The sequence below is a fragment of the Duganella sp. CT11-25 genome (assembly GCF_047302815.1).
In the GTDB taxonomy this organism is placed as follows: domain Bacteria; phylum Pseudomonadota; class Gammaproteobacteria; order Burkholderiales; family Burkholderiaceae_D; genus Rugamonas.
In genome coordinates this window covers 4,335,980-4,347,950 of sequence record NZ_JBKBFD010000001.1, presented here as the reverse complement: position 1 = coordinate 4,347,950, position 11,971 = coordinate 4,335,980, and the positions used below count along the sequence as shown (strand labels likewise).

12 protein-coding genes and 1 tRNA gene are annotated in these 11,971 nt (G+C 66.1%); 3 read left to right on the top strand and 10 right to left on the bottom strand.

Annotated elements, in window-relative coordinates; all coding sequences use genetic code 11:
* Positions 1-42: 42 nt before the first annotated feature.
* Entirely contained in the window at positions 43-393 is a 351-nt protein-coding gene (locus ACEN9F_RS18510; protein ID WP_413422064.1) for a YraN family protein, read from the bottom strand.
* A 7-nt stretch (positions 394-400) separates the two neighbouring features.
* Positions 401-1,804, bottom strand: coding sequence for a penicillin-binding protein activator (locus ACEN9F_RS18505; protein WP_413422062.1), 1,404 nt, complete (start codon positions 1,802-1,804; stop codon positions 401-403).
* A gap of 10 nt (positions 1,805-1,814) precedes the next feature.
* Between ACEN9F_RS18505 and rsmI the strand changes: the two genes are divergently transcribed.
* Positions 1,815-2,723, top strand: coding sequence for a 16S rRNA (cytidine(1402)-2'-O)-methyltransferase (gene rsmI / locus ACEN9F_RS18500; protein WP_413422060.1), 909 nt, complete (start codon positions 1,815-1,817; stop codon positions 2,721-2,723).
* Between the two features lie 11 nt (positions 2,724-2,734).
* On the opposite strand, the gene ACEN9F_RS18495 is transcribed toward rsmI, so the two are convergent.
* The gene (locus tag ACEN9F_RS18495) at positions 2,735-3,349 is read right to left on the bottom strand and encodes a hypothetical protein (protein WP_413422058.1); all 615 of its coding nucleotides are present in this window, start codon (positions 3,347-3,349) and stop codon (positions 2,735-2,737) included.
* A 124-nt stretch (positions 3,350-3,473) separates the two neighbouring features.
* On the opposite strand from ACEN9F_RS18495, the gene ACEN9F_RS18490 reads away from it, so the two are divergent.
* Positions 3,474-3,550 (top strand) — tRNA-Pro (locus ACEN9F_RS18490).
* Between the two features lie 48 nt (positions 3,551-3,598).
* Here the strand turns inward: ACEN9F_RS18490 and ACEN9F_RS18485 are convergent.
* The gene (locus ACEN9F_RS18485; RefSeq protein ID WP_413422056.1) at positions 3,599-4,258 is read right to left on the bottom strand and encodes a glutathione S-transferase family protein; all 660 of its coding nucleotides are present in this window, start codon (positions 4,256-4,258) and stop codon (positions 3,599-3,601) included.
* A 137-nt stretch (positions 4,259-4,395) separates the two neighbouring features.
* Here ACEN9F_RS18485 and ACEN9F_RS18480 point away from each other — a divergent pair, with 137 nt between their 5' ends.
* Complete coding sequence (locus ACEN9F_RS18480) at positions 4,396-4,884, top strand: winged helix-turn-helix transcriptional regulator (RefSeq protein WP_413422054.1); 489 nt, start codon at positions 4,396-4,398, stop codon at positions 4,882-4,884.
* A gap of 31 nt (positions 4,885-4,915) precedes the next feature.
* Here the strand turns inward: ACEN9F_RS18480 and ACEN9F_RS18475 are convergent, their stop codons facing one another.
* The 6 genes from ACEN9F_RS18475 to bioF all read right to left on the bottom strand — a co-directional run bounded on the left by ACEN9F_RS18475 (position 4,916) and on the right by bioF (position 11,971).
* Positions 4,916-5,827 (bottom strand): hydroxymethylglutaryl-CoA lyase, encoded by a 912-nt coding sequence (locus tag ACEN9F_RS18475; protein WP_413422052.1) that lies wholly within the window; start codon positions 5,825-5,827, stop codon positions 4,916-4,918.
* 1 nt (position 5,828) lies between these two features.
* Entirely contained in the window at positions 5,829-6,761 is a 933-nt protein-coding gene (locus ACEN9F_RS18470) for a 2-hydroxyacid dehydrogenase (RefSeq protein WP_413422050.1), read from the bottom strand.
* An 11-nt stretch (positions 6,762-6,772) separates the two neighbouring features.
* Positions 6,773-8,827 (bottom strand): acetyl/propionyl/methylcrotonyl-CoA carboxylase subunit alpha, encoded by a 2,055-nt coding sequence (locus ACEN9F_RS18465; protein WP_413422048.1) that lies wholly within the window; start codon positions 8,825-8,827, stop codon positions 6,773-6,775.
* 84 nt (positions 8,828-8,911) lie between these two features.
* Complete coding sequence (bioB, locus tag ACEN9F_RS18460; protein ID WP_413422046.1) at positions 8,912-9,961, bottom strand: biotin synthase BioB; 1,050 nt, start codon at positions 9,959-9,961, stop codon at positions 8,912-8,914.
* 17 nt (positions 9,962-9,978) lie between these two features.
* On the bottom strand, positions 9,979-10,785 hold the full coding sequence (gene bioD / locus ACEN9F_RS18455; protein ID WP_413422044.1) for a dethiobiotin synthase: 807 nt from the start codon (positions 10,783-10,785) through the stop codon (positions 9,979-9,981).
* Position 10,786: 1 nt separating this feature from the next.
* On the bottom strand, positions 10,787-11,971 hold the full coding sequence (bioF, locus tag ACEN9F_RS18450; RefSeq protein WP_413422042.1) for an 8-amino-7-oxononanoate synthase: 1,185 nt from the start codon (positions 11,969-11,971) through the stop codon (positions 10,787-10,789).

Below are 11,971 nucleotides of genomic sequence, written 5' to 3'. Positions count from 1 at the left end.
GTGCAGTCGCTTGGCGAGCCGGACAAGCTCTGTTAAAAATGCTTACATTTCAAGCATATTTTGTATCCATGACAATCTTTCTCCGTCGATGGCGACCAGGTCGAAGCGGCAGGGCGGCAGGTTTTGATAGCGTAGCAGATAGAGCTGGGCGGCGCGCAGCAGGCGCTGCTGCTTGGCCGGGGTGACGCTGAAGACCGCGCCGCCGAAGCGGCCGCTGGCGCGCCGCCGCACCTCGACAAACACCAGCCAGGCGCCGTCCTGCATCACCAGGTCGATCTCCCCCGCCTTGCAGAGGAAATTGCGCTCCACCAGCGTCAAGCCCTGGGCGTGCAGGTGGGCCAGCGCCCTGTCCTCGCCGATCCGGCCCGACTGCTGTTGACTGGTGCGCGGCATGGCTGCCTCATTGGGTGACGGCCCGCGGCACGCCGTTGGTGTAGATGGCGGTGGGCTCGATGCGCTCGAAGCTGGCCGGACCCCGGCCGAAATCGACGGTCAGCTTGCCGGTCACGCCGTCCAGGTGGAAGCGGCCGGACGGATGGCGGCCGATCTCGCGCGCCACGCGGTAGGCGTCGATGCCGAGCGCGTACAGGCGCTCCATGTCGGCGCTGCCGGCCTGCACCTGGTGCGGGTAGACCATCACGGCCGGATGGTCGCGCTGGATTTGCCACGGCAGGTCCAGCAGGCGCACGCCGTCCAGGTCCTGCGAGGCGAAACTGCCGCTGCCGCCCGGGTTCAGGGCCGAGGTGCCGTAGATCGGCAAGCCGCTGAATTGCTCGGTCGGCGCCGCCGGCGATGGCGGCAAGGCGTCGGCGGTGCTGAAGACCGGATTGGTCGGCTCGGTGGTCAGCGCGCTGCCCAGGGCGCCGCGCAGCTGGCGGGTCTGGTCGGCGCTCATGGCCGAGAACAGCAGGCCGGGCCGGTCCAGGCGCAGGCGCGCGCGCAGCTGCACCAGTTCCGGATCGCTGAGGTAGCCGTCCGGCGCGCCCAGTTCGACCATGCGCACCTGCTGGCCGAGGCGCTGCCACTGGCCGGTGAAGGCGGCCGCCACGCGGCGTTGCCAGGCCGTGCCGGTGGTCAGCACCAGGGCGCTTTGGCCCGGATGTTCGGCGGCGGCCCATTGGGCGGCCTGGCGGGCTTCCTCCTCGATCGACAGCCCGATTACCAGGATATTGTCCGGCAGCGGCGCGGCGCCGGGCTGGCCGTGGCCTTCTGGATAGTTCAGCACGATGGTCGGCTTGCTGACCAGCGGGCTGCCCGCCACCGTGGTCACGGCGGCGCGCGACAGGGGGCCGACCACCAGGTCCTGGCTTTGCAGCGCCTTGGCGTAGGTGGACAGGATGTCCTGCGGCACATCGCCGGTGTCCAGCGCGGTCACGGTGATGTTGTCGCGGTCGCGTTCCCAGGCGGCCATGAAGCCGGCCCGCAGCGCGACCGCGGCGGCGCCCAGGGTTTCCGAGCGGGTCGGCAGCAGCAGGCCGATGCGGATCGGGGTGTTGGACGGCATCGCGCCCTCGTCGACCCGGTGCGCGGGAGCGGGGGCCAGGGCCGGCTGGCTGTCGTCGGCATCGGCCACGCCGGCCGCGCCGGGCATGGCGATGCTGAAAGTTTGTGCAGGCGGCAGCGGCGGTTCCGGCGGCGGCTTGGGCAACCCGGTCTGCTGCGCTGGCGGCGCGGCCGGCGGCGGCGGGCTTGTGTTTGCCTGGCCGGGGGCGCACAATCCTCCGGGCGCGTTGCAAAACGGCGTGCTGCATGCACTGACCAACGCAACCACGACTGCCAGCAGCGACAACCTCAGACTATTCATCCTACCCCCAATGACCGACCTCGTATCCAGTTCCATCGCCGCCCTGCCCGTCATGGGCGAAACGGCGCACCAGACCTATCCTAGCGCAACCTTGTACGTCGTGGCGACCCCCATAGGCAATGTGACGGATATTAGCCTGCGCGCGCTGCACGTTTTGAGCCTGGTCAATGCCGTGGCGTGCGAGGACACCCGCAACACGGCGCAATTGATGACCCGTTTCGGCCTGCACAAGCCGTTAATTGCCGCGCATCAGCATAACGAGCGCGAAGTGGCCGAAACGCTGATCGCCCGCCTGCAGGCCGGCGAGCGCATCGCGCTGGTGTCGGATGCCGGCACGCCGGCGGTCTCCGATCCGGGCGCGCGCATCGTCGACGCGGTGCGTGCCGCCGGCCTGCGCGTGCTGCCGTTGCCGGGCGCCTCGGCGGCCGTGACGGCCCTGTCGGCCAGCGGCCTGGTGAACGACCAGTTTTACTTCGTCGGCTTTTTGCCGGCCAAGGCCAAGCAGCGCGAGAATTTCCTCGGCACCTTACGCGCCGTGACGGCGACCATGGTGTTTTACGAGGCGCCGCACCGCATCCTCGACTGCGCCACGGCGCTGGCGGCGGTGTTCGAGCCGGAGCGCCAGGTGGTGTTTGCGCGCGAGCTGACCAAGATGTTCGAGGAAATCCACCGTTGCCCGCTGTCCGAGGCCGAGGCCTGGATCAAGGCCGATGCGCACCGGGAAAAAGGCGAGTTCGTCGTGCTGCTGGAAGGCGCGCCGGCCGCCGAGGATGAGCAGGACGTGGAAGCGGAGCGTATCTTGAAGATCCTGCTCACCGAATGCTCGGTCAAGCAAGCCGCCAACCTGGCCGCGCAGATTACCGGCCGCAAGAAAAACGCGCTGTACGACCGCGCGCTGCAGCTCAAGGACGAGGGCTGATCACCGCTTGATCACCACTTGCAGCCGTGGTCCTTCTTGTCCAGCAGCCAGATGAGCGGCGACAGCAGGCCGGCGCCGGTGTTCTTGCAGTCGCTTCGCTTGGCGCCATCCATCTTGCGCGCCAGCTCGCTGGCGGTCTGCTCGGGATAGAGCGGATGGTCGTCCAGCTGGGCGACCGCCGTGCCGGCGCGGGCCGGGTCTTGCAGGGCGCCCTTTTCGCCGGCGACCTTGCGCGCGGTCTTCAGCGCCGCGTTCATGTCGAATTTCTTGGGCTGCTGCTCCGGATACAGCGGATCCGGCGCCGTGCCCGGGACTGAGGCCGTGGCGGGCGCGGGCAGCGTGATGGCCTGCGTGGCGGCTGGCGCTGGCTGGCTCTCGCGCCTGGCCAGTTGTCCGGTTTTCTCCTGCTTGCGGGGCTGGGCCGGCTTGGGCGGCGGCTCGACCTTGGCGACAATCTCCGGCGGCTTGGGCGGCTGCAGCCAGACGGTCAAGACGCGCGGCGGTTGCCCGGCCGGCGTGTCGGGCGGGCTCAGCCGGTAGCCGAAAATCAAGAAAGCATGCAGCGCCAGCGACACCGCGATACCCGCGATGACTCCCGGCCGGCGCCACTGCATCGTCGAGTTCATGGTTTTTTCGCTAATTTCCGCATGCCGCCATCATCTCACATTGAAAAAATCCTGCTTTGGTACATACTGAATTTTATAGGAGCACTTGACGGATACTGAGGCAGCTTGTATTATCTTGCTTCTTCGGAGTGTGGCGCAGTCCGGTAGCGCACCTGGTTTGGGACCAGGGGGTCCAAGGTTCGAATCCTTGTACTCCGACCAAGATTCAAGAAAAAAGACTCAAGAGTTTCGGCTCTTGGGTCTTTTTTTTTAGTCGCGGTCCGGCGCTCCCAACGGGAAGTATGCGCGATAGGGGCGCGCTTCGTCGACCGCCCGCGCGACGGATGGACGGGCCAGCAGGTTCGCGCGATAGGCGCGCAGCGCGGGATAAGCGTCGGAAATCCGATGCGTCCAGTCCGCGAAGAAGAGTGAAGACGCGGCTGCGCAGTCGGCGAGCGTGAAGACCGCGCCCGTCGCCCAGGCCTTACCGGCAAGCTGGGTTTCCAGCCATTGATAGGCTCGCTCCAATTTTTCTTCCGCCAGCGCCAGTGCTTCACTGCGCTTCACAGCATCCCCCGTCAGCGCACCACCCACCGCCTGTTGTACCGGAGTCATCACGTGCAGGTCGAAGAAGCGATCGAGGAAGCGCACATCAAGCGCGGCCATCGGATCGGCCGGTAGCAGCGGAACCGGGCCCGGATATGCGAGTTGCAAGTACTCGATGATAATGCTGGTCTCAGGAACATTGCGTTCGCCATCCACAAGCAGCGGAAATTTGCGCAATGGCCAGCGTTGTTTCCACTCCGCGGTGTGCACCGGCTGGGCTGGCTCAATGCAACGGAATTCAAAAGGGATGCTGTTTTCGTACAGTGCGATAAGCACTTTTTGAGTGTACGAAGAAAAAGGATGGCCATAGAGTGCGAGTGACATATCGGGGGCGCTTTCTGTGTGAAGGGTGCGGGGCATGGCGTACGGTCTGACTGCAAAAAACCACTTGCAAACCGCAACTGGTTTTAGGATACTCATGCAATATATAAATTGCAAGCATTTAATGAAGGAGAACGGCCATGCCGCAAACCGGGCGATCCGGGTGCCCGATCAACCTGACGCTGGAACAGCTCGGTGATCGCTGGAGCCTTATCGTCATCCGTGATGTGATGTTCGGTAACCGGCGCAGCTATGGGGATCTGCTCGCGCAAAGCGAGGAAGGGATAGCCTCAAATATCCTGGCGGACCGGCTGAAGCGGCTGTCGGGCGCCGGCCTGCTGACGCGACGCCCTGATCCCGAGCATCAGCAGAAACGGATATACGACCTCACGGAGCCGGCGATTCAGCTGGTGCCGCTGCTGGCGCAAATGGCGGCATGGGGCCGCCGGCATACCTCTCCGAGCAAGGAGTTGTCCGTGCGTGCGGAGCTGTTGGAAAGCGGCGGAGCGCCGCTTTGGAGCGCATTCATGGATGAGCTGCGTTACCTGCACCTCGGTGCGCCGCAGCCTGCACGCTCGGTATTCGGCGAGCTGCAGGCAGCTTATGAAGAAGCAACGCGGGCGAGCTGACCGGCATATCCCGCCAGCGCAACCGTCAGCGTCAGCCGATGCGCTTGGCGGCGATGGCGTTGCCGGCGCGGCTGGCGCCTTTGCGGCCGAGGAATTGCGAGATGAACTGGCCGGCGTCGACCACGATGTCGAGGTCGATGCCGGTCTCGATGCCCAGGCCCTGCATCATGTACAGCACGTCCTCGGTGGCGACGTTGCCGGTCGCGCCCTTGGCGTACGGGCAGCCGCCCAGCCCCGATACCGACGAGTGATAGATCGCGATGCCCAGCTCCAGGCTGGCGTAGATGTTGGCCAGCGCCTGGCCGTAGGTGTCGTGGAAGTGGCCGGACAAGCCGTCGAGGCGGAACGCGCGGATGGCGCGCTCCATCACCGCCTGCGTCTTGCGCGGCGTGGCGACGCCGATGGTGTCGGCGATGTCGATCTCGTCGCAGCCCAGGTCGCGCATGCGGCCCACCACGTCGGCCACCGCGTCCAGTGGCACCTCGCCCTGATACGGACAGCCGAACGCGCAGCTGATGCTGCCGCGCAGGCGGATGCCGTTGTCCTTGGCGGCTTTGGCGACGCCTTCAAAGCGGGCGATCGATTCGGCGATCGAGCAGTTGATGTTCTTTTGCGAGAACGCTTCCGAGGCCGAGCCGAAGATCACGACTTCGTTGACCTGCGCGGCCAGCGCCGCTTCGAAGCCTTGCATGTTCGGCGTCAGCGCGGAGTAGATCACGCCCGGCTTGCGCGCGATGGCGGCCATCACCTCTTTGCTGGTGGCCATCTGCGGCACCCACTTGGGCGACACGAACGACGCCGCTTCGATGTTCTGGAAGCCGGCGCCGGTCAGGCGGTTCACCAGTTCGATCTTGATCTCGGCCGGGACGCTCTCTTTTTCATTCTGCAGGCCGTCGCGCGGACCGACTTCGACTATCTTGACCTGCTTGGGCAAACTGTTCATTTCAATATCCTCGGTTGCGGTCGACCACATCGGCGACAGGCTGGCCCTGTTCGACCTTGCGGATTTTCTCGGCGATCTGCTGCACGCTTTCGCGGCGCAGGGTCAGCGCCGAGATGTGCGGCGTGATGGTGATGCGCGGCTCCTGCCAGAACGGATGCTGCGCCGGCAGCGGCTCGTTGCGGAATACGTCCAGCGTGGCGGCGGCGATGTGGCCCGACTTGATCAGCGCGACCAGATCCGGTTCCGCCAGGTGCGCCCCGCGCGCGACATTGATGACGTAGGAGCCCTGCGGCAGCTTGCACATATTGGTGCGGTTGACCAGGTTGCTGGTCTCGGGCGTCAGCGGCAGCATGCAGACCAGCACGCGCGAGCCGCGCAGGAAGGTGTCCAGGCCATCGGGGCCATGGAAGCACTGCACGCCCGGCATGCCCTTCTCGGTGCGGCTCCAGGCGCGCAGCGGGAAGCCGAACGGCGCCAGCGCTTCCAGCACGCGCGTGCCCAGCACGCCCATGCCCAGCACGCCGACGGCGAAATCTTCCTTGTAGTGCTGCGGCAAAGGCAGCCACTGCCCGGAGCGCGCCTGCGCTTCGTATTCGTCGAAGCGGCGGAAGTAGCGCAGCACCGAGTGCGTGACGTATTCGGCCATCTGCATCGCCATGCCGGCGTCGCCGAGGCGGATGATGGGGATGTGGGCCGGCAGCGCGTCGCTGAACTTGAGCAGCGCGTCGACCCCGGCGCCGGTGACGAAGATCGCCTTGACCGTCGCCAGCTCGGGCAGCATGGCTTCCGGCGGCGACCACACCACCGCGTAGTCGCAGTTCTGGCACTTCTCGCCGGCGTGCCAGATTTCGATCTCGGCCTCCGGCAGGAACTTGCCGAAGTCCTTGATCCACGGCTCGGTCTTGCCGTCCGCTCGATGTAAAAGAATGCGCATGATGATCTCCTTTACGCCGTCTTGAACGCCAGCAGCGGTGCGCCATCGGCCACCTGGTCACCCACGCTGTACAGGATATCGTCGACCACGCCATCGTGCGGCGCGGCGATGGTGTGCTCCATTTTCATTGCTTCCATGATGACGAGGGCGTCGCCCTTCTTCACTTCCTGGCCTTTGGATGCCAGCACCGCGACCACCTTGCCCGGCATCGGCGCGGTCAGGCGGCCGCCTTCGGCTTCAGCCTCGCCGGCGTGCGCCATCGGGTCGCTGTAGGCCAGCGGGTAATGGGCGCCGTTGGTGAAGACGTGGAACACGTCGCCGTCGCGGCGCACGGTGCCATGCGCGGCCTGGTCGCCCAGCTTGATGCTGAAGTCATTGCCGTCCTGGGACATCAGGCTCAATACGCGCGGCTGATTGTCCGGGCAGGCCGGCAGGTCGAACAGCCAGTCGGCCGCGCGGTAGGTGATCTCGACGCCGTAGGCCTTGGCCGGCAGCGCGGCGGCGTATTCGTCGGTGAACGACAGCTTGCGCAAATAGGGACGGTTCATGCGCCAGCCCAGCGCCTGGCCCCACGGATCGGCGGCGTTGGCGCCGGATTGCGCGGCGGAGCTGTCCTTCTCCGATTCGATCAGCGAGACGGCGGCCAGGGCCATCGCGGCTTCCGTCGCCGGCTGCGCGGCCGGGAACAGCGTGTCGTGATTGCGTTCGATCAGGCCGGTGTCGAGGTCGGCGGTGGAGAAGGCATGGCCTTCGACCAGCCGTTTCAGGAAGGCGATGTTGGTCGCCAGGCCGACGATCTGGTACTGCGACAGCGCCTGCGCCATGCGGGCCAGCGCCTGCCTGCGGTCCACGCCCCAGACGATCAGCTTGGCGATCATCGGGTCGTAGAACGGCGAGATCGCGTCGCCTTCGCGCACGCCGGAATCGATGCGCACGCCGGCCGGCACGCCAGCGGCGCCACCCAGCTCGAAGCTGACCGCCGTTGGCGTTTCCATGTGGCGCAGCGTGCCGATCGACGGCAGGAAGCCCTTCTCCGGATTCTCGGCGTAGATGCGCGCCTCGATGGCGTGGCCGTGGATGGCCAGTTCGTGCTGCTGCTTCGGCAGCGGCTCGCCGGCGGCCACCCGCAGCTGCCACTCGACCAGGTCGGTCCCGGTGATCATTTCGGTGACCGGATGTTCGACCTGCAGGCGGGTGTTCATCTCCATGAAGTAGAACGAGCCGTCCTGGTTGGCGATGAATTCCACCGTGCCGGCGCCGACATAGCCGACGGCCTTGGCGGCGGCGACGGCGGCTTCGCCCATCGCGGCGCGGCGCTCGGCCGGCATGTTGGGTGCAGGCGCCTCCTCCAGCACCTTCTGGTGGCGGCGCTGCACCGAGCAATCGCGCTCGAACAGGTAGATGCAATTACCGAGTGTATCGGCAAACACCTGGATTTCAATATGGCGCGGACGCTGCAGGTATTTTTCCGCCAGCACCTTGTCGTCGCCGAAGGAACTGATCGCCTCGCGCTTGCACGAAGCCAGCGCGTCCTTGAATTGCGCCGTGTTCTCGATCACGCGCATGCCCTTGCCGCCGCCGCCGGCCGACGCCTTCAGCAGCACCGGATAGCCGATCTTGTCGGCCTGCGCGTGCAGGAAGTCGGCGTCCTGCTGCTCGCCGTGATAGCCGGGCACCAGCGGCACGTTGGCCTTCTCCATCAGCGACTTGGCGGCGGACTTGGAGCCCATCGCACGCATCGCCGATGCCGGCGGGCCGATGAAGACCAAGCCCGCTTCGGCGCAGGCGTCGGCGAATTCGGCGTTCTCGGACAGGAAGCCGTAGCCCGGATGGATCGCTTGCGCGCCGGTGGCCTTGGCGACGGCGATGATCTTGTCGCCGCGCAGGTAGCTTTCCTTGGCGGCGGCGGGGCCGATCAGCACCGCTTCGTCGCAGACGGCGACGTGTTTGGCGTTGGCGTCCGCTTCGGAGTAAACAGCAACGGTCTTGATGCCCATGCGGCGCGCGGTAGCGGCGACGCGGCAGGCGATTTCACCACGGTTGGCGATCAATATTTTTGTAAACATCGTCTCTCTCTTGGCAGCTTGTGGCTGGAAGTTTTTTATAATTAACCGTGAAACCGTCATTCCCGCGCAAGCGGGAGCGACGTGTTAGCAGCCGCACTTTTCCTTTGGCGCCGAATCGAGCACGGCGCCGCGGGTTTTCAGGCCCAGTTTCGTCAACAGGTTGCGGTCGTCTTCCGCTTCCGGGTTTTCGGTGGTCAGCAGCTTGTCGCCGTAGAAGATCGAATTGGCGCCGGCCAGGAAGCACATGGCTTGCACCGCCTCGCCCATCTGGCGGCGGCCCGCCGACAGGCGCACGCGCGCTTTCGGCATGGTGATGCGGGCGACCGCGATGGTGCGCACGAATTCAAACGGGTCCAGCGGATCCAGGCCGTACAGCGGCGTGCCTTCCACCTGCACCAGGTGGTTGACCGGCACCGATTCCGGGTATGGATTCAGGTTGGCCAGCTGCGCGATCAAGCCGGCGCGCTGCAGGCGGGTCTCGCCCATGCCGACGATGCCGCCGCAGCAGACCTTCAGGCCCGCCTCGCGGATGCGGCCCAGTGTATCCAGGCGGTCCTGGTATTCGCGGGTCGAGATCACGTTGTCGTAGAACTCGGGCGCGGTGTCCAGGTTGTGGTTGTAGTAATCGAGGCCGGCGGCTTTCAGGCGTTCGGCCTGTTTTTCCTCCAGCATGCCCAGCGTGGCGCACGTCTCCAGGCCCAGCGCCTTCACTTCGCGCACCATCTCCTCGACCTTGTCCATGTCGCGCTCTTTCGGGCTGCGCCATGCGGCGCCCATGCAGAAGCGGGTCGCGCCGTTGTCCTTGGCCTGGCGGGCCGCGTCCAGAACGGTGTCGATGTCGAGGAGCTTCTTGGCCTCGACGCCGGTGTCGTAGCGCGCGGCCTGCGGGCAGTAGCCGCAGTCTTCCTCGCAGCCGCCGGTCTTGATCGACAGCAGCGTCGCCAGTTCGACGTCGCCGTCCGGGAAGTTGACGCGGTGGGTCTGCTGCGCCTTGAACATCAGGTCATTGAACGGCAGCTCGAACAGCGCCATCACGTCTTCCAGCGGCCAGGTGGCGGCGGGCGGCAAGGTGATCGCAGCCGTCGGGCGGTGCAGGGATACGGTTTTCGGTTCTTGGAGGGTATTCAGGGACATCGTGATTCCTTCTTCGTTCAAAGTTGGTTCTGAGCCGGCCAATTGGGCAGCTTGGTAAAATCGATATGGTCGGCGGCCGCTTGCGCGGACGGTTCGGCCAGGCGCGGCACGCGGCCCAGCAGCGGCGCGTTGATGCGTTGTTCCAGCGCCGCGATGTTCTCGTCGGCGAAAGCCATGTCGGCCTGCGTTTCGTTGGCGACCCAACCGGCCAGCGTCAGGCCGCGCGATGCGATCGCTTCCACGGTCAGCAGCGCATGGCTGATGCAGCCGAGGCGCAGGCCCACCACCAGCACCACCGGCAGGGAAAGCTGCTCGGCCAGGTCGGCGGTGTCGAATTCGTCGTTCAGCGGCACGCGGAAGCCGCCCACGCCTTCGACCACCACCGCATCCGACGCGGCGTTGATCTCGACATAGGCCGCCAGGATGGGCACCGGCGAAATCGTGATGCCCTCCAGTTGGGCGGCGATATGCGGCGCCGCCGGCTCCTTCAGCAGGAACGGCGTGGTGATCGATTGCGGCAAGTGGACGTTGCCGGCGGCGGCCAGCTGGTCGCAGTCGTCGTTGCGCCATTTGCCGTCGCGCAGTTCGGTGCCGGCGGCCACCGGCTTCATGCCGCAGGCGCGCACGCCCGCCTGCACCAGGGCGTGCAGCATCGCCGACGACACCAGCGTCTTGCCGATCTCGGTGTCGGTACCGGTGACAAAACAGCAGAAACGCGGCGGCCAGCCGCCGGCCATCGCCGCCGGTTGCGTTTGCGGTTCCAGCACGGCGTCGGCGGCGGTTCCGGGGATGTCCACTGCTATCACGGGATCGTCGAGACTCATCTCAAGTCCTTTCCAAAGCATTGATCGCGGCTATCAATTTTGCGACTTCCATGCTGCTATGCCCTGCGGACAGCGTCACCCGCAGGCGGGAGGTTCCTGCCGCCACAGTCGGCGGGCGGATCGCGCCCACCCACATGCCCTGCTCGTAGAGGGCGGCGCCGGCGCGCATGGTTTCGGCGTTGTCGCCGATCAGGATAGGCTGGATCGCAGTCGTCGAGGGCAGGCGCTGCCAGCGCTTCAGGCGCAGGCCATCGTCCAATTGTGCCACCAAAGCCTGCAGATGTGCGCGCCGGTTGCGGCCCTCCTCGCCTTCCAGCAGATCGAGGCTGGTCAGCAGGGCGTGCGCCAGCGCCGGCGGAGTGGCGGTGGTGAAGATGTACGGGCGCGCTTTCTGGATCAGGGTTTCGATCACCGTCTCGTGGGCGGCGACGAAAGCGCCGCTGACGCCGGCCGCCTTGCCCAGCGTGCCCATATAGACCAGGTAGGGCGAGCGCAGGTTGAAATGCTCCAGCGCGCCGTGGCCGTTGGCGCCCAGCGTGCCGAAGCCGTGGGCGTCGTCGACCACCAGCCAGGCGCCGTGCCGTTCGCACAGGGCCAGCAGTTCCGGCAGAGGCGCGAGGTCGCCGTCCATGCTGAAGACGCTGTCCGTCACTACCAGCTTGGTAGCGGCGGTGCTGGCCCGGAGCAGCGCGGCCAGCGCCTCCAGGTCGGCGTGCGGGTAGACCTGGACCTTGGCGCGCGACAGGCGGGCGCCATCGATCAGCGAGGCGTGGTTCAACGATTCGGAGAAGATCTCGGCGTCGCGGTCGCCGGCGGTGAGGCCGGTGACGATGGCGAGGTTGGCCATGTAGCCGGTGCAGAAGGTCAGCGCGCGCGGCGATTCCAGGTGGGCGCCGACGAATTGGACCAGGCGCTCTTCCAGCATGGCGTGGGCGCGGACATGGCCGCTGATCAGGTGCGAGGCGCCGCTGCCGACGCCGTAGATCGCCGCGCCTTCCTGCAGCGCGAGCTTGATCTTGCGGTGGTTGGCCAGGCCCAGGTAGTCGTTGCTGCAGAAGGCCAGCACTTCACGGCCTTCGACCAGCACGCGCGGGCCGCACGGCGAATCGACGGTGCGGCGCTTGCGTATCAGGCTCTGTTCGTCCAGCGCCTGCAGCTGTTTGTCGAGTTGCTTGAGCAGTTCCAT